The sequence below is a fragment of the Rhodococcus sp. NPDC058532 genome (assembly GCF_042719255.1).
Taxonomy (GTDB): domain Bacteria; phylum Actinomycetota; class Actinomycetes; order Mycobacteriales; family Mycobacteriaceae; genus Rhodococcus_G.
The window spans coordinates 422,696-443,166 of sequence record NZ_JBHXNU010000001.1 but is presented as its reverse complement, the minus strand read 5'-3'; the positions used below and the strand labels follow the sequence as shown (position 1 = coordinate 443,166).

Annotated in this window: 18 protein-coding genes; 8 read left to right on the top strand and 10 right to left on the bottom strand. The window is 71.8% G+C overall.

Annotation, left to right across the window (positions count from 1 at the left end; translation table 11 throughout):
* Nucleotides 1-2 precede the first annotated feature (2 nt).
* Together ACFWQG_RS01970 and ACFWQG_RS01965 are read right to left on the bottom strand one after the other, a co-directional pair.
* Nucleotides 3-1,904, bottom strand: a complete 1,902-nt coding sequence (locus ACFWQG_RS01970; protein ID WP_378505874.1) for a VWA domain-containing protein — start codon at nucleotides 1,902-1,904, stop codon at nucleotides 3-5.
* A 135-nt stretch (nucleotides 1,905-2,039) separates the two neighbouring features.
* Nucleotides 2,040-2,648 (bottom strand): hypothetical protein, encoded by a 609-nt coding sequence (locus ACFWQG_RS01965; RefSeq protein WP_378505873.1) that lies wholly within the window; start codon nucleotides 2,646-2,648, stop codon nucleotides 2,040-2,042.
* A gap of 147 nt (nucleotides 2,649-2,795) precedes the next feature.
* On the opposite strand from ACFWQG_RS01965, the gene ACFWQG_RS01960 reads away from it, so the two are divergent.
* Together ACFWQG_RS01960 and ACFWQG_RS01955 are read left to right on the top strand one after the other, a co-directional pair.
* A complete protein-coding gene (locus ACFWQG_RS01960; protein WP_378505872.1) occupies nucleotides 2,796-4,640 on the top strand; it encodes an HSP90 family protein in 1,845 nt (614 codons plus the stop codon).
* The gene (locus ACFWQG_RS01955) at nucleotides 4,630-6,999 is read left to right on the top strand and encodes a hypothetical protein (protein ID WP_378505871.1); all 2,370 of its coding nucleotides are present in this window, start codon (nucleotides 4,630-4,632) and stop codon (nucleotides 6,997-6,999) included. Before ACFWQG_RS01960 ends, ACFWQG_RS01955 begins: the two co-directional genes overlap by 11 nt.
* A gap of 78 nt (nucleotides 7,000-7,077) precedes the next feature.
* Here ACFWQG_RS01955 and ACFWQG_RS01950 read toward each other — a convergent pair whose 3' ends face one another.
* The 5 genes from ACFWQG_RS01950 to ACFWQG_RS01930 form a co-directional block, all read right to left on the bottom strand.
* Nucleotides 7,078-8,268 carry an NADP-dependent malic enzyme gene (locus tag ACFWQG_RS01950; RefSeq protein ID WP_378505870.1) on the bottom strand — a complete coding sequence of 397 codons (1,191 nt, stop codon included), beginning with the start codon at nucleotides 8,266-8,268 and terminating at the stop codon, nucleotides 7,078-7,080.
* Between the two features lie 333 nt (nucleotides 8,269-8,601).
* Nucleotides 8,602-8,973: a hypothetical protein gene (locus ACFWQG_RS01945; protein WP_378505869.1), complete on the bottom strand. Its 372-nt coding sequence runs from the start codon at nucleotides 8,971-8,973 to the stop codon at nucleotides 8,602-8,604.
* Entirely contained in the window at nucleotides 8,970-9,824 is an 855-nt protein-coding gene (locus tag ACFWQG_RS01940; protein ID WP_378505868.1) for a PHP domain-containing protein, read from the bottom strand. The genes ACFWQG_RS01945 and ACFWQG_RS01940 overlap by 4 nt, the downstream gene beginning before the upstream one ends.
* A 70-nt stretch (nucleotides 9,825-9,894) precedes the next feature.
* Nucleotides 9,895-10,467: a suppressor of fused domain protein gene (locus ACFWQG_RS01935; protein WP_378506049.1), complete on the bottom strand. Its 573-nt coding sequence runs from the start codon at nucleotides 10,465-10,467 to the stop codon at nucleotides 9,895-9,897.
* A gap of 51 nt (nucleotides 10,468-10,518) precedes the next feature.
* The gene (locus tag ACFWQG_RS01930) at nucleotides 10,519-11,940 is read right to left on the bottom strand and encodes a cellulase family glycosylhydrolase (RefSeq protein ID WP_378505867.1); all 1,422 of its coding nucleotides are present in this window, start codon (nucleotides 11,938-11,940) and stop codon (nucleotides 10,519-10,521) included.
* Nucleotides 11,941-11,994: 54 nt separating this feature from the next.
* Here ACFWQG_RS01930 and ACFWQG_RS01925 point away from each other — a divergent pair, with 54 nt between their 5' ends.
* A complete protein-coding gene (locus ACFWQG_RS01925) occupies nucleotides 11,995-12,600 on the top strand; it encodes a hypothetical protein (protein WP_378505866.1) in 606 nt (201 codons plus the stop codon).
* Here ACFWQG_RS01925 and ACFWQG_RS01920 read toward each other — a convergent pair.
* From ACFWQG_RS01920 to ACFWQG_RS01910, 3 genes are read right to left on the bottom strand one after another with little or no spacing between them, the layout of a single operon-like run.
* Nucleotides 12,578-13,684: a winged helix DNA-binding domain-containing protein gene (locus ACFWQG_RS01920; protein WP_378505865.1), complete on the bottom strand. Its 1,107-nt coding sequence runs from the start codon at nucleotides 13,682-13,684 to the stop codon at nucleotides 12,578-12,580. The two genes, ACFWQG_RS01925 and ACFWQG_RS01920, sit on opposite strands and share 23 nt — an antisense overlap.
* Nucleotides 13,685-13,704: 20 nt before the next feature.
* Nucleotides 13,705-14,196 (bottom strand): general stress protein, encoded by a 492-nt coding sequence (locus ACFWQG_RS01915; RefSeq protein ID WP_378505864.1) that lies wholly within the window; start codon nucleotides 14,194-14,196, stop codon nucleotides 13,705-13,707.
* A 42-nt stretch (nucleotides 14,197-14,238) separates the two neighbouring features.
* Complete coding sequence (locus ACFWQG_RS01910; protein WP_378505863.1) at nucleotides 14,239-15,195, bottom strand: HpcH/HpaI aldolase/citrate lyase family protein; 957 nt, start codon at nucleotides 15,193-15,195, stop codon at nucleotides 14,239-14,241.
* A 74-nt stretch (nucleotides 15,196-15,269) separates the two neighbouring features.
* Between ACFWQG_RS01910 and ACFWQG_RS01905 the strand changes: the two genes are divergently transcribed.
* The 5 genes from ACFWQG_RS01905 to ACFWQG_RS01885 all read left to right on the top strand — a co-directional run bounded on the left by ACFWQG_RS01905 (nucleotide 15,270) and on the right by ACFWQG_RS01885 (nucleotide 20,446).
* A complete protein-coding gene (locus ACFWQG_RS01905) occupies nucleotides 15,270-16,541 on the top strand; it encodes a magnesium transporter MgtE N-terminal domain-containing protein (protein ID WP_378505862.1) in 1,272 nt (423 codons plus the stop codon).
* Nucleotides 16,534-17,046 (top strand): DUF1003 domain-containing protein, encoded by a 513-nt coding sequence (locus ACFWQG_RS01900; RefSeq protein ID WP_378505861.1) that lies wholly within the window; start codon nucleotides 16,534-16,536, stop codon nucleotides 17,044-17,046. Before ACFWQG_RS01905 ends, ACFWQG_RS01900 begins: the two co-directional genes overlap by 8 nt.
* A 137-nt stretch (nucleotides 17,047-17,183) precedes the next feature.
* Nucleotides 17,184-18,242 carry a lytic transglycosylase domain-containing protein gene (locus ACFWQG_RS01895; RefSeq protein ID WP_378505860.1) on the top strand — a complete coding sequence of 353 codons (1,059 nt, stop codon included), beginning with the start codon at nucleotides 17,184-17,186 and terminating at the stop codon, nucleotides 18,240-18,242.
* Between the two features lie 193 nt (nucleotides 18,243-18,435).
* Entirely contained in the window at nucleotides 18,436-19,284 is an 849-nt protein-coding gene (locus ACFWQG_RS01890) for a lytic transglycosylase domain-containing protein (RefSeq protein ID WP_378505859.1), read from the top strand.
* Nucleotides 19,285-19,309: 25 nt separating this feature from the next.
* Nucleotides 19,310-20,446: an Mrp/NBP35 family ATP-binding protein gene (locus ACFWQG_RS01885; protein WP_378505858.1), complete on the top strand. Its 1,137-nt coding sequence runs from the start codon at nucleotides 19,310-19,312 to the stop codon at nucleotides 20,444-20,446.
* Nucleotides 20,447-20,471 lie beyond the last annotated feature (25 nt).

The following is a 20,471-nucleotide window of genomic DNA, read 5'->3' as shown; positions in this document are numbered from 1 at the left end:
CCCTACCGCCGCCGCCTGCGCAGCACAACCCAGCCGAGCGCGAGGCCGCCCAGCGCCACCGCCGCGGCCGCGGCCGCAATCCCGATCGCCACGGTCGACGAACCCGACGCCGGGGCGTGCTCGGCGGCGGGGGCGGCACCCTGCTCCGCCGCTGCGGTGACCGGCACCGCGGCGGTGTCCGGCACCGGCCGCTCGCCGAAGATCCCGGCGGGCACGCCCGTCGCGTAGCCGGGGCCATCCTCCGGTTCACCGGTGACCGTCAGGTCCAGCCGGATCGGCACCGGCACCCCGGCGCCCGCCACCGATGTCGCCCCCACCTTGACCGCGATGTAGTACGAGCCCGGCACCGCGGTCGTGCGGACGGCGAGGTCGTCGGAACCCCGGTTCTGGTATCGGACCGCGGTGCTGGCCAGCGCCGTGTCGCCGGACGGCAGCACCTGGTCCGAACCGGTGTAGGACCCGAAGTCCGACACCATCTCCTCGCGGCTCGGCGAGTAGAGGGTGCTGCGCGCGAGCGAGACGTCCTCGACCGCGGTGCTGCCGTTGCCCGCGAGGTGCACGCGGTAGGCCAGGCCCTGCCCCCAGTCCAGCGCAACGCGGTAGTAGACGATCTCACCGCGCCGAACGGTGTCGGTGTACCGGCCGCTGCCCGCGAGTTCGGTCGCGACGTTGAAGGACCCGCCGCCGACCGTGGGGGTGCCCGAGCCGCTCGGCTCGACGAAGGCGGTCGGGGTCGTCGCCCCCGCCGGGCCCGGGTCGGTGGCCGCGGGCTCGATCCCGACCAGCAACTCGACCGGGATCCGGTCCGGCACCCCGTCGGACACCGTGCTCCAGGTGGTCGCGACGTAGTAGCGCCCGCCGCCGCGGCACCGGTCCGCACCGGCGTTGTCGCCGGTCGGCTTCTCGCTCGCGCCGTCGAACGCGGCGGCCACCGTCAGCGCGGCGCCGCCACTCGTGTCCGTCACCTGTTCGAACTCGAACTCGTTGCAGTCCTGGCCGTCCCTGCCATACACCCGCAGTTGCAGGACGTTGTTGTCCCGGTTCGACTGCACCCGCCGCTGCGGTGCCGCCGGGAACGACACCGTTGCGGAGAAGTACGCGGTGGCGCCGTCCGGGACGTCCACCGCGTAGTAGCGTTCCTGTTTCTGGCCGATCGTGTCCAGGTGCTGGCCCGGCGTCAGCACCGGGGCCGCCTGGTGCCCGGGTGTGCCGGTGACCGGCGTCCCCGCCGCCTCGTAGTTGCGCAGCGCCGCCGCGGTGACCCGCGGCAGGGTCCGCGCCAGCGCCGCACCATCCGCCGCATCGGTGTAGGTCCCCCCGGTCGCCTGCGCCATGCAGGTCAGCTGCGCCCGTGCCGTCTCGTCCACCGCGAACCCGATCGCGTGCATCACCAGGTCGACGCCCTGAGACTTCAGTTCCCGGGCCACCTCACACGGTTCCGGTGGCGCGCAGGTGTCGTCGCCGTCGGAGACCAACACGATCGACCGCGGTCCCGAGTCCGGCAGCGCCTGCGCGGCAGCACGCAACGCCGTGCCCATTGGCGTCCAGCCGCTGGCGGTGATGCCGTCGACCGCGTCGTTGAGGGCCGCTCGGTCCAGCGGGTCCGGCCGCTGCACCACCCGAACGTCGCGGCAGCCCGCGACCTTCTCCGACTCCCCGTTGCCGGTGCCGGTGCCGTACACGGCGAGCCCGACCCGCGACGCCGCTGGCGCCGTGTCGACGAAGGCGTGCACGGCGTTCTTCGCGGCATCCATCATCGTGCCCGCCTGGTCGGGACGCTGCATGGACCCGGACGCGTCCAGAATCAGCATCGTCGGCGCGTAGCTGGCGGCGTCCCCCGCCCCCTGCGCCGCGGCGGGCGTCGCGACGATCGTGGCCCCGATCAGCCCGACCGCCAACCCCACCGCCAGTGTCCTCAGTCGCTGGGTTGCCCCCGGCATCGTTCCCCCACCCGTCCGTCCGCGTTGGCCGTTAGGGGGTCGACCCTACAGACCCGGCACGCCCGAATTCGACGGCCGGAAGCTGGCTAATCGCCAGCGTCACCGTGCGGCAAGCCAGTTCGCTGCCGCCTGGTCCGCGGTCAGGTCTCCCCGACCGACCGTCTCGCTCATCTCCGCCAGGTCGGCCGTCGTCAACTCACCGGCAACGACGTTGAGCGCCTTGACCTGCGCGCCCGTCAGTACGCCGGATCGCATCAGTGGGACGACGGCCATCGCGGGGAGGTTGCTGCCCTCCTCGCCCGCGTCACCCGCACCCGGCCGCTCAGCCATCCCCGGATCGGACACCGAAAGACCCTGCGGTAGTGAACGATTCAGTTCCTCGAACACCTCGTCCGGCTCGATCTCGGTGGCGCCGGGGTGCAGGCGGAGCAGCAGTGCACCGGTGTACTCGGGCACCAGGGTCACCTCCCCGGAATCCAGCAACGTCAGGTCCTGCCCCTCGACGAGCCCGGTCCTGGTGTCGACGGGCGACCCGGTGCCCCGCAGCACCCCCGCGTAGATCTCGGCGAGCACCGCGCGATCCGCGGATCCACCGGAACCGACGGTGAGCGCGGCGGGGGCCGGATCGGCGGTGAGGGTGCTCGGCGCGCACCCGGTCAGCATCGCCGTCGCCGCCGCAGCAACGGCCGCCACCGTCCGCAAGGTCATCGTCCGCCCACACTCCTGAGAAGTCACCACACCCGTGCCGCCACATCTTCTCACCCCAGCGGGCGCTCGCCGGCCCGGCGGCGGGCCCGGACCCGAACCCCGCTCCGCGAATCGGGTGTCCGACTCCCCCGATAGGCTCCGGGACCGATGACAACGACAGCCGACGGCGGCAGCCGTCTCTTCCAGGTACATCTCGGTGGGATCATCGAGTTGCTCAGCGCGAGTATCTACACCGGCCCGCAGGTCTTTCTGCGTGAGTTGCTGCAGAACGGATGCGACGCGATCGCCGCCCGCCGCGAACGCGAACCCGGTCACCAGGGCACGATCCGGGTCCTGCCCGGCACCGACACCGACCCGGTGTTCGCGGTCGAGGACGACGGGATCGGGTTGACCGCCGACGAGGTCGGCGAACTACTCGCCACCGTCGGCCGCAGCTCCAAGCGGGACGTCCTCGACCTGCCGCGGACGGACCGTCTGGGGCAGTTCGGGATCGGGCTGCTCAGCTGCTTCATGGTCAGCGACCAGATCCGGGTCCGGTCCCGCTCCGCGGTCGGCGGCGGCGCCGTCGAGTGGGTCGGCCGCGCCGACGGCACGTTCACCGTCACCACGCTCGCCGAGGACCTGCCGGTCGGGACCCGGGTGGAGTTGGTGCCGCGCCAGGACGCCGCCGAGTTGGTCTCCGCCGGCGGCGCCCACGACCTGGCCGACCGGTTCGGACGGCACCTGCCGGTGCGGGTCACGGTCGCCGGGCAGACCGTCACCCGGCCAGCCCCGTTCCTCGAGACCGGCGTGCCCGCGTCACCCGAGCTGCGCGCGCTCGGCCGCGAGGTCGTTGGCGCCGAACCGTTCGACACGATCGCATTGCACGTGCCCGCCACCGGAACCCGCGGCACCGCGTTCGTGCTGCCGTTCCCGCTCTCCCCCGGTCAACGCCAGTCCAGCCGGGTATACCTGGGCGGCATGCTGCTCTCCGATCGGATGGACGATCTGCTGCCCGAGTGGGCGTTCTTCGTCCGCACCGTGGTGAACACCACCGGCCTGACCCCGACCGCGTCCCGAGAATCCCTGATCGAGGACGGTGCGCTCGAGCAGACCCGAACCGAACTCGGAGCGGCGGTGCGCCGCTGGGTGATCGGGCTGGCGGCGCGGGCACCGCACCGGCTGGCCGGGTTCCTCGCGGTGCACCATCTGGCGCTGCGGGCCCTGGTCCTGCACGACGACGAGCTGGCCCGGTTCATCGTCCCGCACCTGCCCGTCGAGACGACCGACGGCCCAACCACCTTCGGGGAGGCGGCCACCCGCGGGGTGGTGCGCTACACCAGGACGGTCGACGAGTTCCGACAGCTCGCCGGGATCGCCCGCCCCGGCGCCCCGATCGTCAACGGCGGCTATGTCTACGACGCGGACATCGCCGCCCGGTTGCCGGAGTTCGTGCCCGGAGCCGAGGTCGAGGTGGTCACCGTCGCCGACGAGATCGACCAGTTGGACCTGCCGCAGGCGGCCGACCGGGCGCGCACCCGTGCGCTGACCGAGCGGGCGGACCGCGCGCTGACCGATCTCGGTGCGGCCGCGGCGGTCCGGGCGTTCGCCCCCGACACGGTGCCGGCGCTGTACGTGGCGGACGAGGCCGTGTTGCGCAGGCTGCGGCGCGAGCAGTCGAGCGAGGCGGGCGGGTTCTGGGCCGATGTCCTCGGCCGGGTGGACGCCGCCGAGGCAGCGGCCGGCGTGGACACCGCGGGCCGACTCGTCCTGAACTGGCACAACCGGTTGGTCCGCACCCTTGCCAGCGTCGACGATGACGCCGTGCTGTCCCGGACCGTCCGGATCCTGTACGTGCAATCCCTGCTCGCCGGGCACCGGCCGCTGAGTGCGGCCGATCGCGCGGCGCTGACCGACGCGATGACCGACATCGTGCACCTGTCGGTTGGGCTGCCGAGCCTGCCGACCATCGACGCTCCCGAGATGACCGAGAAGGACGACCATGCCGAGTGAGACCCCCGTCGATCTGAACGAGTTGATCTCCGAGATCGACTGCACCCCATACGGACCGGCCGAACGGGAGCTGATCGAGCGTGCGATCACCGTCGCCGACGAGGCTGGCGAGGAGGAGACCGCGTACCGGGTGCGGATGCGGCTGGTGCAGTCCTCGTCGATGACCGGGGACACCGAGGCACTGCTCGCGGCCTTCGCCTGGTGCGTTGGCCGCAACGCCGCGGACCCGGCCCGGTTCCCGAACGAGGTCGACGACTACGACCTGTTGTGGTTCCACAAGTGGATCGCCGACTCGCTCGGCTCGAATCCGATGTTCCCCCAGGCCACGATCGCCGAGTCCATCGAACGGATGGAGACCGCGTACCGGCAGGCGGGCGTCGGCCTGTCCGGGGTGGTGCAGACCCGCTTCTCGGAGGCGTTCCTCGCCGGACGGTTCGGGGAGGCGCGGCGGTACCTCGACGAGTTGGCGCGGACCCCCCGCGACGACTACAGCCACTGCGACGCCTGTGTCCGCTCGGAGGAGGCCACCTTCCGGATCCTCACCGGTGAGCCCGCGACCGGGCTGGACCTGATCGAGGAGATGCTCGAGCAGGGGTACGAGTGCGGCGAGGAACCGGAACGGGCCATCTCGCACACGCTGGTGCCGCTGCTGGAGGCGGGCCGGTTCGACGAGGCCGAGCGGATGCACCTGCGCGGGTACCGGCTCGCGCGCGGCAACGCCGACAACATTGCGATGATCGCGCGGCACCTGGTCTTCCTGTCGGTCACCGGCAACGCGCACCGCGCCATCGAGATGCTCGAGCGGCACCTCGGCTGGCTGGCGCACGACCGGCTCAACGCGGCCGGGCATCTCGAGGCGCTCACCGCCTTCGCGGTGACCTGTTCGGCAGCGGGGCGGGCCGGGCTCGGCGACGAGCGGGTGCGCGGATCCGATGCCGCTCCGCTGGTCCCGTTCCTCGGACCCCACGACGGACGGTGGACGGTCGACGAGCTGGGGGCGGCGTGCCTGCGGGCCGCGGACGAGTTGGCGGCCCGCTTCGACGAGCGCAACGGCACCAGCCACCGCAGCGAGACCCTTGCCGCCACCGTCGCGCTGGTGGACCGGGGCTGGGACCTGCCGATCGGCCGCGCGCACGTCGTCGCGGCCCCGGCGGTGGTCGACCCGGCGGGGTTCGTCGACGACGTCACGGCGGCGGCGTTCGTCGACGACGTCGCGGCGGCGGGCGACGCGATCGCGCGGGTCGAAGCGCTGCAGAACTCGGAGGAGGGCACCGAGGACGCCCTTGCCTGGCTGGACACCGAGTCGGCCGCCGCCCTGACACCGGGCCGACGCACGGTGCTCGCGCGCCTGCGCGGCCAGGTACTGGCCAGTCGCGGCCGTTTCGAGGAGGCATTGACGGCCGTCGACGGTGCGCTCGAACTGTCGGTGGCGCACCGCGCGAGGGCCACCACCGCGACCCTGGCCGCACTGGGTTCGCACATCGCCGCCGATCTCGGCGCCGCGGAGGACGCGGTCGCCCGGATGCGGCTGGCGAAGCGGGAGTCGGAACTCGCGGGCCTGGGATCGCTCGGTCCCGCCTACCACCTCGGGGTGCTGCTGGTGCGGGCCGGGCACCCGGACGAGGCGGCCGACGAACTGAGCCGGCTGGCCGAACTCGAGGAAGAGCAGGGGACCGCGCCCGGGTCGCTCGGGCACACCCTGCTGTGGCTGGGCCGGGCGCGCAGGGACGCGGGTGACCCGCAGGGCGCCCTCGCGGCGTGGCACCGGTGCCGTGAGCTGGCGAGGTCCTGCGGGGACCACGTCGTTGCGGCGACGGCGGGCACGGACCTCGGGGCGATGCTGGCGCAGTTCGAGGACGAGGGCGCCCTCGAGGTTCTCGACGAGGCCGTCGCGGACGCCCGCCTTGCCGAGGGCCGGGCCGATCTGCTCACCGAATCGCTGCACCTGCGCGGCCGGGCGCGGTGCGGGTTCGACGACGACGGCGGTCTCGCGGATCTGCGTGAGGCGGCGGGGCTGGCCGAGGGGTGGACCCGCGCCGACATCGAGGATTCGACGGCGCGGGCTCTTGCGCAGCTGGGCCGAATCGACGAGGCGGCGGCGACCGGACTCGGCGCCTCCGACGCGTTCGCCGCCGCGGGAGACGAGATCGGCTGCGGGAGCGCCCTGCTCGTCGTTGCGCAGGCGTTGGCCACCGCCGACCGGCACGAGGAGATGCTGGCCGTGCTCGCCGACGCACGGGACCGGGTTGCGGACGTTCCGCAGTTGGCGGTGCGGGTTGCGCTGCTCGAGGGTGACACGTTCGAGGCCCTCGGCAGGCACGCCGAGGCGGCCGCAGCCAGGGCCCGGATCGAGCACTGACCGGGACCCCTCTCGACGCCGAACGCCCCGGACCCGCAAGGGGTTCCGGGGCGTTCGCGTGTGCGGGTGGACGGGGCGCTACGCGACGCCCTCGTCCTGCGCTGCCTTGGCGACGGCCGCGGCGACGGCGGGGGCGACCCGCGGGTCGAGCGGGCTCGGCACGATCTTGTCGACGGCCAGTTCGTCCGCGACGACCGACAGGATCGCCTCGGCGGCGGCGAGCTTCATGCCCTCGGTGATCCGGCGGGCACCCGCGTCGAGGGCGCCCTTAAACACCCCGGGGAACGCGAGCACGTTGTTGATCTGGTTCGGGAAGTCGCTGCGCCCGGTCGCCACGATCGCGGCGTGCTTGTGCGCGATGTCCGGGTGGATCTCCGGATCCGGGTTCGACATCGCGAAGATGATCGCCTCGTCGGCCATCGTCGCGATGATCTCCTCGGGCACCGTGCCCGCCGAGACGCCGAGGAACACGTCCGCGCCGTCGAGGGCCTCCACAATGCCGCCGGTGCGCCCGGCCGGGTTGGTTCGGGCCGCCAGGTCCGCCTTGATCTCGTTGAGATCACTCCGGTCGGCGGACACGATGCCCTTCGAGTCCAGCACCGTGACGTCCGCGATCCCGGCGGCGAGCAGGATGTTCGCGCAGGCGACACCGGCGGCACCGGCTCCCGAGATGACCACGCGGAGGGTGGTGATGTCGCGGCTCTGGACCTTCACCGCACCCTTGAGGGCGGCCAGCGCGACGATCGCGGTTCCGTGCTGGTCGTCGTGCATGACCGGGCAGTCGAGTGCCTCAATGACGCGCTTCTCGATCTCGAAGCAGCGCGGCGCGGAGATGTCCTCGAGGTTGACGGCCCCGAAGCTCGGGCGCAGTCGGATCAGCGTCTCGACGATCTCGTCGGGGTCCTTGGTGTCGAGGACCAGCGGGATCGAGTTCAATCCGGCGAAGTTCTTGAACAACGCCGACTTGCCCTCCATCACCGGCAGCGACGCCCGCGGGCCGATGTCGCCGAGACCGAGCACCGCGGACCCGTCCGACACGACGACCACGAGTCGGTTCGTCCAGGTGTAGCGGTCGGCGAGCGTCTCGTCGGCGTGGATCGCCCGACTCACCTGGGCGACGCCGGGGGTGTACGCGATCGACAGCGCACGCTGCGAATCGAGGGGTGCGGTGGTCTCGACCGACAGCTTGCCACCGATGTGGCCCGCGAAGATCTCTTCGTCAGTCAGCTCAACCTTGGGAGGGGTGGTTGCTTCAGTCACGGGAGACACGATGACACTCCTACTCATGCCGCTCCACAGCGGGGGCGGGTTACTGGTAAGTAGCAGCGGCGAAGGTTGTTTTTCGACGCAGCCGCAGGTTTTCGATAGAGAACTACAGCGCTCCGAGGGTGCACGATGAGTGCCCGATTGGTCTACGGGGAATGCACCCGGCTCGGGACGCGAGAAGCACCGGGCGGGGTGGGCCCGGGCATGAAATCTGCCGCTGGTTGAATCCGACTTCGCTCCCCCGCCGGGCGGTGGCACCGGCATTGGAGTGCAGCAAGTGTGCCACCGTCGGCTCACACCTGGCAAATCTCACCGGTGAACCACGATTCCGGTGAGCTACCCCCACCACTGGGTCCAGAACAACCCGGCTGTGATCAAGAACACGGCTACCGACCCGGCTGCCGCGGCCGCACCCCGCCGGTGATCGGCGACGCGCTGCGCGAGCACCACCGCGACCGCGGCGACCGCGTGCACCGTCACCGACTCCGCGCCCGGCCCGGGGAAACCGCGCCGCGACCCGAGGTACGCCGCAACGATCACGACCACGGTCAGCAGCACGACACCCGCCGTCACGGCCCCGCTCAGCGCCTGCAGCGCCCGCGCCGGGGCGCTGCGCCCGCGTCGTCGGGGCCGCTCCCACCGCGGCGCCGGGCCGTCCGGGCGGGCGTCGTAGTCGCTGTCGTACTCGTCCACCCACGGTTCGCTCATCCGGTCACCACCTCGACGCCGGTCGCGGCCGCGATGAGGCGCTCGTACTGGTCGGGCGCGGTGATGAACTCACCGAGTACCACCGACTTGTTGCCGCCGTGATAGTCGGAGGACCCGGTGACCACCAGGTTCAGGTCCGCGGCGAGTCCGCGGAGGTACCTCTCGTCGGCCGCGCCGTGATCGTGGTGAGCGACCTCGACACCGCCGAGACCCTCCGCAACCAGCTCACCAATCTGGTTCATGTCCATCAGGTGGCCCCGAACCGACGCGCGCGGATGGGCGAGGACGCTGACACCGCCGGCGGCCGCGACCATCCGCACCGCATCGGGCAGCGGGGTGTCGGCCTTGGTGACGAAGTACCGACCCCCGGTCCGCAGCAGGTCGGCGAATGCCTCGTTCACCGACCCGACGACCCCCGCGGCGACGAGGGCGCGGGCCAGGTGCGGGCGCCCCGCCGCCGGGCCTGCCGCGGCCAGCACGGCATCGGGGTCGATCGGCAGCCCGTCGGCGGCCATCTTCTCGGCCATTCCCCGCAGCCGGGCGGTCCGCTCGGCGCGGAGGCGTTCCCGTTCCCGCGCGAACGCCTCGTTGCCCGGGTCGAACAGGTAGGCCAACAGGTGCACCGCGACGGGACGGCCGTCCGCGCCCCGCCCCGCACAGGACATCTCCATGCCCCGAACCAGACTCAACCCGGCGGGCAGCGCGTCGACCGCCTCCGCCCATCCCGAGGTGGTGTCGTGGTCGGTCAGCGCGACGACCTGCAGCCCGGCGGCCGACGCGGCCCGCATCACCTCCCCCGGGCTGTCGGTGCCGTCCGAGGCGGTCGAGTGGGTGTGGAGGTCGATGCGCACCCCGCCATTGTTCCAGGCTGCCTGCCCGAGTGTGGGGACGGCGGCACCGCACCCGCCCGAACGGCGCCGACTACATCGCGGCCTGCCCGCGGTGGGGGTCGCGCACGTCGATGCCCGCCTCGGTCCACGCCTCCCGCAGCGCCGCCGCCCCGCGCAGCCGGACCCAGGCCGCTTCGGTCCCGGTGATCGGAACCGCGTCGAGGAACCGGACCGGGTCGGCGGGATCCGGGAGCGTGACCTCGTCGATGCCGCTGTCCCCCAACAGGACCGCGGTGAACGGGGCGCCAACCCAGAGCGGCTCGCCGAGATCGAGCAGTCCATCGACCGCGAGCACGACACCCTCCACCGCGGGGGCCGCCGCGAGAATCGCGAGCGACCGGTGCACCCCGGACGCGGCGCCGAGGCCCCCGCGCACGGTGAGCACCAACTCCGCCCGCGGCCCGCGCACCGGGTCGGCAACGAGGTCGCTGGGGTCACCCATCGGGTGCCGCGAACAGCCGAGGCTCGCGTACCGGACCAGCCCGTCGGCGTCGGCCTCGAACCGGAGCACCTCGAGGGGTTCGAGACCGAGGAAGGTCACCGACGCCGCCGACGGCCGCGGCCCGCCGATGCTCTCGACCAGGCGGGCGCGGACGGTGGGCAGCACGTCGTCGATCACGCGTCCATCTAACACCCGGTGCGCGATCCCGCCGGATCAGGTTCCCGGCGTGACGACCAGTCGTGCCTCGTCGGCACCGGCGGGGGCGCGCACGGTCAGCAGCCTGGTCTGCTCGTTCCAGTCGACGACCTCGCCGCCCTCGACCCGCACCCCGGCCGGGAATCCGCGCCTGGGCAGGTAGATCTCGGTCGGCGCGGCGACCGCGGGGTCGGTGCGGTAGGTCAGTTCCAGTCGATCCACCGCGCCCGTCCAGGAGACGGGTGTGCCTGCGACGGCCCGCGGGTACGCCTCGTCCAGCGCGCCGACCAGGTTGCGCGCGGTGCCGTCCACCTCGTACGGGCCCCACGATCCGGGGTCGCTGGACCAGTAGCTGACCCCGGCGCCCATGTCGGTCGCGGTGGCGTACACGCGGTCGACGTAGTCGAGCGCTCCGGGCAGGGTGGTGTCGAGGCCGAACTCGCCGAGGATGACCGGCACGTCACCGAGCGCCTTCGCGGTGCGGAGCGTGTGACCGCGCCAGGCGTCGATCGTCGCGTCAACGAGGGTGCGGGTGCCGCCCTCGTAGCCGCCCCCGAGGTCCATCGGCAGCGGATAGATGTGCGGGCAGTAGGCGATTCGCGGCTCGCCGTCGCGAGCGTCGGTGATCGCGCCGAGCCCGCTCGCGGTGCCCCAGTTGGTGCCCATCGCCTGCGGCGCGACGCACACCCAGCTGTCGGGGTCCGCCTCGCGGATCGCATCGGTGCTGCGCTGGTACAGCGCGGTGAGCGGTCCGGCCTCGAACACGGGGCCCTGGAGCGTTCCCCCGTACGGCTCGTTCATCAGGTCGTAGGCGATCACGGCGGGGTCGTCCGCGAAGCGCTCGGCGACGGCCCGCCAGGCGCCCGCGTAGTGCTCGGCCAGTTCGGGGTGTGCACCGGTGGTGTCCCAGAAGTTGTCGAAGGCGCGGATGACGCCCGCGTCGAGGTAGTACTGCTCCCACATGTCATGCTCCCCGACCGGAAGGCCGTCCATGTGGGTCGCCCACGCCGGTGCACCGTTCCCGGTCGTGCCGTCCGGGGTGATCGCACCCGACCACAGGTCCTGATGCATGTCGAGCATCACGTGGTATCCGCGTTCGCCGTACCAGCCGACCCGTTCGGCGACCCGGTCGAGGTAGGCCTGATCGTAGACACCGGGTTCCGGCTCCACCGACCGCCAGGAGATCAGGAACCGGACGAAATTGGTTCCCATGTCGGACCGTTCGCGGTCGAGTTGGTCCTCGGTGAACTCCGGCATCCCGTCCGGGGCACTCTTGCTGCTCGAGGCCGTGTTGAAGCCGCGCAGGATCAGCGCCCGGCCCTGATCGTCGCGGAGATAGGTATCGGCGGGGGCGGGATCGCTGCGCAGCGCGGCGGCGGCCCCGCCGCCGAGGGCGAGCGCCGCCGCCAGGCCCAGAATCACGATCTTGCTCCGCCGCACGCCGACCTCCGAGTTTCGCCACCCAATTGGACAGTTGTCCACTAATGTTGCGCCATGCCCGACACCAGCGCACCGGAATCGCCGAACCCGCCGGTCGAGGCGTCCCCCCGCCGGGCCGTCCCCGCCACGCTGACCGCCGCCGTGCTGACCGTGGTCGCTGGCATCTGGACGATCACCGGCACCGTCGTGACGTACGTCCCCACCCTGCTCGTCCCCAGCGCCCTCGGACTGCCGTTCGCGGTGCCCGCGCTGCGCGCCTGGCCGCTCGGGCGGACCACCCCCGGTTCCTGGCTGGTGGACGTGCTCGCCGCGCTGGTGCTGATCGCGGTGGTCGCGGTGCGGCTGGCCCGCCCTGCGCGCAGCCGGGCGCGCGCGTTCGGCGCGGGGGTGGGCGCCACCGTCGTCGGCATGCTGGCCGCCAACCTGATCCGCGTGGTGTACACGAGCTTCGTGGTCCACGCCGGACCGGGCACCTACGCGCTCATGGTCCTCGGCGGCGCACTCGTTGCCGTGCTGTGGGGCGCGGCGGCAGGCCTCGCGGTCGGGGCGGTGCACGCGGCGACCTTCCGGGTGGCGCCTGCGGACACTCCGGCGGACGCGGTGGCCCCGGTCGCGCACACCCCGGCCCCCGAGGCGATCACCGCGCCGCAGTCACCCTGACCTCGTGCGAGCAGGCGCTCGGATGCGTGAAGCGCAGCAGTCGTAGCGCCTCGGCCTCGACATCACGCAGCAGTGTCCTGGAAAGTGTCTGCAGCAGAGTGACATCCACGACCGCGGCACCCTTGCTCACACTCGGAGCGAGGTATCCGGCGACCCGTCCGTCCACGAGGACCGCCGGCTTGACGATGCCGTTGACGGTGAACAGCACCCGGCGGAAGCCGTCGTCGACGACCCGGGTGCGATCGGCGTGCGAGAGCAGCATGCTGTCGTAGGGAGCGAGGATCCGCACCGGCGCGGGGGCGTCCGCCCCGGGACGCGGCGCGTCCGGCAGATCGAACAGCTCGGCACCGTCGACGTCGGCGAAGACCCGCAGTCGCGGACGCATTCGCTCGAACACCTCACCGAGCCGGGTCAGGCCGGACCACGCCTGCGCATCGGCGACTGATGCGGGCCCATAGGCGGCGAGGTAGCGCTGCAGGATTCGCTCCGGATCGGGTTCCGCGAGCGGTTCACCTGCCCAGTGCTGGAGCGTCGTGCACACCGGCTGCCCGGACCGCCCCCACAGGCCGCGCGGAGGCACCTGCACCAGCGGGAGAAGGTCCCGCACCGCGTGGGCGAGCGCAGCGGGATCGCGATCCGGCCACCGCGATGCCAGGTGTGGACGCAACGCAGCCAACGTCATCGGCGTTGCGTCGAGGAGTTCGCGGGCGTGCGCGGCCACTGCCGCCGTGTCGCATCCGACGAGGGCCTTCGCATGCTGGGCGTTGGTCCTCAGGTCGCCGTCCATGATCGGCTGCACCCACGGTCGCAGCTCGCCCGCGTCCGCTGCGGTGACCGCGTGGACGGTGCCGCGCATCACCGTGATCCGGACCACCGACCGGTCCTCGATCAGCCGCGCCAGGTCGTCGGTCCGGAAGCCGTCGATCCGCGACCACAGCGCGAAGTACGGCGCGGCGGGCGACTGCGCCTGAAGCCCGTACAGGTGCCGGATCGCGGTCTCCGTCGAGTCGGTCGCCCGCTCGAGCAGGTGCTGGCGGGCCAGCGTCGCCCTCCCGAGCGCGCGGATGCCGAGTGTGGTCCGCACTCTCCCCCCTGCGCTGCCTGCTACAGCGCCAGCTTGGCGAGCATGTCGCGCGCCCGCTCGGCCGTCTTCGGCTCGCACAGCACGTCGTACCGGCCGGCGACCAACTGCATTGTCGACGCGAAGTCGCGGGTCCCGCGGGTGGCCGCGTACGGGATGGTCGTCGAGATCACCCCGAACACGATGCCGCCAAGAATGCCCGCGATCAGCGGGCCGAGCAGGTTGTCGGTGAACAGCCCGAGCAGCAGGCCGAGGAACACTCCGAGCCAGGCGCCCGAAACAATGCCGCCGCCAATGACTTTCGCCCAGCTCAGTCGCCCGAGCACCCGCTCGACCTGCATCAGGTCGACACCGACGATGGTGACGTCCTCCACCGAGAACTGCTGGTCGGACAGGTAGTCGACGGCGCGCTGCGCCTCCGCGTAGGTGGGGTAGGAGCCGATCGGCCAGCCACTGGGTGGTGTCGGAAGGCCGCCCCGTCCCGGCTGATTCGGCGGTGCGAGTGGGTTGGGCATCGGAGCTCCCTGGTGTCGTCCTGTGTGAATCCGATGTCCAGTTTACGGAGTTTCGGGGTCGAACCGCGTCGTGCGGGTCATCCCCGCCGCCCGACCCTTCGCCGCGACGACCTGTGCCATCTTCGCGCTTGCCTCGTCGATCATCTCGTCGCCCAGCATCGCCGCGCCGCGGCCGCCGCCCACCGCCGACGTGTGGTATTCGTATGCCTCGAGGATCAACTCGGCCCGGTCGTAGTCGTCCTGCCTCGGGCTGAACACCTCGTTGGCGGCGTCGATCTGCGTCGGGTGCAGCACCCACTTGCCGTCGAACCCGAGTGCGGCCGTCCGCGCCGCCGCCCGGCGGAACGCGTCCACGTCCCGGATCTGCAGGTACGGCCCGTCGATCGCCTCCAACCCGTGCGCGCGGGCCGCCATCAGGATCGTCATCAGGATGTGGTGGTAGGCGTCGCCGGTGTCGTACCCGTCCGGTTGCTCGCCGACGACCAGGGTGCGCATGGTGATGCTCGCCATGAAGTCGGCGGGACCGAACACCAGCGTCTGCATCCGGGGGCTGGCGGTGGCGATCGAGTTGATGTTGGTCAGGCCGATCGCGTTCTCGATCTGGGCCTCGATGCCGATCCGCCCGACCTCGAGGCCGTTGGCCCTCTCGACCTGGGTCAGCAGCAGGTCGAGCGCCCGCACGTGCCCCGCGTCGGTGACCTTCGGCAGCAGGATCGCGTCGAGGTGGGCGCCCGACGCGGACACCACGTCGACCACGTCGGCATACGTCCACTCGGTGGTCCAGTCGTTCACCCGAACGACCTTGATCTGCGAACCCCAGCCGTCCGAGGCCAATGCGTCCGCGATGTCGTTGCGCGCCCGTGCTTTCGCGATCGGCGCGACAGCGTCCTCGAGGTCGAGGAACACCTCGTCGGCGGGCAGCCCCTTGGCCTTCTCGATCATCTTCCGGTTGCTCCCGGGAACTGCGAGCACCGAACGCCGCGGTCGTGCCTGGACCATTGTGAACCTCCCACCGAGAGCCGCACCGGCGCGCGGAGCGACGTCGGGACACCGAGCCAATTAGCCTTGCCATCATGGCAGCAGTGAGCAAGGTCTTCGCAGCCAGGCTCGCGGGCCTGGTGGTCCTCGGACCGGACGGCGAATCGATCGGCCGGGTGCGGGACGTCGTGATCACGATCCGGATCGGACGGCAGCGACCACGGGTGCTCGGCCTGGTCGTGGAACTGGTGACCCGGCGCCGAATCTTCGTCCCGATGCTGCGGGTGACGGCGATCGAACCGGGCTCGGTGACGCTGACCGGAAGCGTCAGCCTCCGCAAGTTCACCCAGAAGCCCGGTGAGGTGCTGGCCCTCGCTCAGGTCGTCGACACCCGGGTCCGGGTGGACGACCCCGAACTCGACGAGCTCGCCGGGGTCGAGGTTCTCGTCGTCGACCTCGGCATCGAGCTCACCCGGACCAGGGACTGGGTCGTCTCCCGCGTCGCGGTCCGCAAGCCCCGGTCCGGACTGTCCCGCCGCGCGCCGATCCACATCGTGGAATGGCAACACGTGCAGGGGCTCACGCATTCTCAGCTCGCCCTTCCCGGCCAGGGCGTGACCCAACTGCTCGCCCAGTTCGACGGCATGCGGCCGGCGGACGTGGCGAACGCGATGCGGGACCTGCCCGACAAGCGTCGCCACGAGGTCGCGGTCGCGCTGGACGACGAGCGGCTCGCCGACGTGCTGCAGGAGTTGCCGACCGACGACCAGACCGACCTGCTCACCCACCTGGAGGTGGAGCGGGCCGCGGACGTGCTCGAGGCCATGGACCCGGACGACGCGGCCGACCTGCTCGGCGAACTGCCCGAGACCGAGGCGGAGTCGCTGCTGCAGCTGATGGACCCCGAGGATTCCGAGCCGGTGCGCAGGCTGCTCGAGCACTCCCCCGACACGGCGGGCGGGCTGATGACCCCGGAACCGGTGATCCTCACGCCGGCAACCACGGTCGCGGAGGCGCTGGCCCGTGCCCGCAATCCCGATCTGACCCCGGCGTTGGCGAGCATGGCGTTCGTGGTGCGTCCGCCGATCTCCACCCCGACCGGCCGCTATCTCGGTTGCGTCCACCTCCAGCGGCTGCTGCGGGAGCCACCCGCATCGCTGGTCGGCGGGCTGTTGGACACCGACATGATCCAGCTGTCGCCGGAGGATCCGCTGGCGATGGTGACCCGCTACTTCGCCCGCTACAACCTGGTGTGCGGCCCGGTGGTGGACGACGAGGGCCACCTGCTCGGTGCGGTCGCCGTCGATGACGTGCTCGATCACCTGCTGCCGGAGGACTGGCGGGAAGAGGAAACGGCCGATGAGTGACAAGCGCCCACCCGCCTCCCCAAGCGCACGGGCCCGGCTCGAGACGCCGGGCCGTCGGTGGCGCGGGTTCCAGATCGACGTCGAGGCGGTCGGCCGGGTCAGTGAGTCGATCGCCCGGTTCCTCGGCACCGGCAAGTACCTGCTGATCCAGACGGTCGTGGTCATCGTGTGGATCATCCTCAATGTTGCCGCCATCGGGCTGCAGTGGGATCCGTACCCGTTCATCCTGCTGAACCTCGCGTTCTCCACCCAGGCCGCGTACGCCGCCCCGTTGATCCTGCTGGCCCAGAACCGGCAGGAAAACCGGGATCGCGTCTCGCTGGAGGAGGACCGGGCCCGCGCCGAGCAGACGAAGGCGGACACCGAGTTCCTTGCCAGGGAGCTGGCCTCGCTGCGGTTGGCGATCGGCGAGGTCGCCACCCGCGACTATCTGCGCCGGGAGCTCGAGGAGATCAAGTCACTGCTCGCCGAACGCGACGCCGAGGAGCAGCAGCCGCACCGGTAGCGCTCAACGGAACCCCGACGCGCAACGAGTCCGTTCTGTAACCTGGGTCACATTCTGGACGGGGGTCGGGACGACGCGACGGCGTGACTGCGTGACTGCGTGACGGTGAGACGGTGTGAGACGACGAGGGGCTGCGGATGCGACTGAGGGGGCTGGCAGGCGTCACCGTTGCCGCGTTGATCGGCGGGGTGACGGTCGGCCTGACCGTCGGGGGCGGGCAGGCCATCGCGGGCGCACCCGCCGTCGCCGCCCCGGCGCCCGACGCCGCGGACCCGGCACAGACAGGCGTTGTTGGGATCCTCGAACCGGCTCCCCGCCTGTCCCGCGCACCCCGCGCGTACACCCCGCCGCCGCCGGTGTCCTTCGACCTGCCGCCGGCGATCGCCGAGCGGCTGGCGTCGCCGTTCGCGGAATCACTGACCCCGATCCCGGTCACGATCGGCGCCCTCGGCATCCCGGAACTCGTCCTCGGTGCCTACCGGTCGGCGGAGGCCACCCTCGCGGCCGACACCCCGGGATGCGGTGTCAGCTGGCACCTGCTGGCCGGTATCGGCCGCATCGAGTCCGGCCACGCAGGCGGTGGACGGACGGATGCAGCGGGCACCACCGTCACCCCAATCCTCGGCCCGGCGCTGGATGGCTCCCTCGCCGGAAACCAGGTCATCACGGACACCGACGGTGGCACGCTCGACGGCGATCCCCGCCACGACCGCGCGGTCGGGCCGATGCAGTTCATCCCGAGCACCTGGTCCCGGTACGCCGCCGACGGCAACGGCGACGCGCGCGCCGACCCGAACAATGTGTTCGATGCGGCACTCGCGGCGGCACGGTACCTGTGCTCGGGCGGGCTGAACCTGCGCGAGGACGACCAGCGGACCCGGGCCGTGCTCCGCTACAACAATTCACTGGCGTACACGTCGAATGTGCTCGGGTGGTCGGAGGCGTACGCCGCGGGCGGCACCCCGGAACCGGGCCGGATCCCGGACCTGCTCGCCGAACCCGGCCGCCCCGCGGAACCCACCCGCCCCGCCGAGCCGACCCCGACACCCACCCCGCCGACCATCCCCCCGAATCCGGAGCTGGCACGCGACGCCGCCGCGCCCGGCGTCCTCCCCGCGCTTCCCGGCCTGCCCCCGCTGCCCGCCCTGCCGCCCCTGCCGTGTCCGCCGTTCTGTCCGCCCGCGCCCGCGCCGTAGCGTCGCCGATACCGGACACGCCCGAGTCGATATCCTTTCGAGACCTCTCGACCATCGGCCTTCACCTGGGACTTTGCGCCCGATGGCGCCCCGTTTGATCACGGAGAGATAACGAAGACATCTCGAATCGGGTAGCGTCGACTGCGGTTCACAGCACTGACAACGCCCCGCCGGGGGCCGCAGGAGGTACCAGGTGGGTCGCCACAGCAAGCCGTCCGAATCGAAGGCGAAACGGAACTCGCTCATCGCCCTGACGGGCCTCGTCCCGACCGGGCTGGTCACCGCGGCAACTGCGACCGGGACCCCCGCCTCGATCCCCCTGCTGACCGCCGCCGACGCCTCCCCCATCACCGGCGACCCGACCCCGGCCGACGCGACCACCGATCCCGCGGTGGTGACCGCCCCGGAACCGGTCGACGCCACCCCGGCGTTCGCGGCGGCACCCGCACCCGCACCCGAACCGGTGGCCGCACCCGCGCCGCTGCCCGACGGCCCGCTCGGCATCCCGGCCATCAACTTCGACGCCTACCGGTCGGCCGAGCGGACCCTCGCCGAACGCAATCCCGGCTGCGGGATCAACTGGATGCAGATCGCAGGCGTCGGGCGCGTCGAATCCAGCCACGCCAACGGCGGCAGGGCCGACGACCGGGGGAATCTCGTCGAACCGATCATCGGGCTGCCGCTCGACGGCAGCCTCCCCGGCCAGGCCGTGATCATGGACACCGACGGCGGCGCCCTCGACGGCGACGCCGTGTACGACCGCGCGGTCGGCCCCACCCAGTTCATCCCCACCACCTGGGCGCAGTACGGCATCGACGGCAACGGGGACGGCATCGCCGACCCGCAGAACCTCTACGACGCCGCCGCCTCCACCGCCAACTACCTGTGTGACGGCACGAACATGCGCGACCTCGGGTCCGCAACCAAGGCGATCCTGCGCTACAACAACTCGATGGCCTACGTCGCGAACGTCACGGCCTGGTCGCTGGCCTACTCGACGGGCATCAACCCGAGCGCCGCCGACCTGCCGCGCATCCACTAAGGACGCGCGTCCTACCATGGGTCGCATGTCAGCAGTGACCGAGTCCGACGTTCGCGGCGCCCTCTCCAAGGTGCTCGATCCGGAGATCCGCAAACCCATCACCGATCTGGGGATGGTCGACAGCGTCACCCTCACCGACGACGGCGGCGTCGACATCGTGGTCCTCCTGACCACCGCGGGCTGCCCGATGCGGACCGAGATCACCGACCGGGTCACCAAGGCCGTCGCCGACGTCCCCGGAATCGGCGCGATCCGCGTCGAACTGGATGTGATGAGCGACGAGCAGCGCACCGAACTGCGCAAGTCGCTGCGCGGCGACTCCGCCGAGCCGGTGATCCCGTTTGCCCAGCCGGGGTCCCTGACCCGGGTCTACGCGGTCGCCTCCGGCAAGGGCGGGGTCGGCAAGTCGTCCGTCACGGTGAACCTCGCTGCGGCGATGGCGGCGAAGGGCCTATCGGTCGGTGTCCTCGACGCCGACATCTACGGGCACTCCATTCCGCGCATGCTCGGCACCGACGCCAAGCCGACCCAGGTCGAGCGGATGATCATGCCGCCGATCGCGCACGACGTGCGGATGATCTCCATCGCCCAGTTCACCCAGGGGAACACCCCGGTGGTGTGGCGCGGGCCGATGCTGCACCGCGCGCTGCAGCAGTTCCTGGCCGACGTGTTCTGGGGCGACCTCGACGTGCTGCTGCTCGACCTGCCGCCCGGCACCGGGGACGTCGCGATCTCCGTTGCCCAGCTGATCCCCGGCGCGGAGATCCTCGTTGTGACCACGCCGCAGCAGGCGGCGGCCGAGGTCGCCGAGCGGGCCGGGTCGATCGCACTGCAGACCCGGCAGCGGATCGTCGGCGTCGTGGAGAACATGTCGTGGATGGAACTGCCGGACGGCACCCGCATGGACGTGTTCGGCTCCGGCGGCGGGCAGGTCGTTGCCGACCGGCTGACCCGAGCCGTCGGCGCGAAGGTCCCCCTCCTTGGCCAGATTCCGCTCGAGCAGGCGGTCCGTGAGGGCGGCGACGCGGGCGTCCCGATCGTCCTCGGCGCCCCCGACTCCCCCGCCGGTGTCGCGCTGCGGGAGATCGCCGACAAGCTGTCGGTGCGGGCCCGCGGCCTCGCCGGCATGTCCCTCGGCATCGACACCACCCGCCACCTGTAGCCCGCGGCACCCGACATTTCGCCCG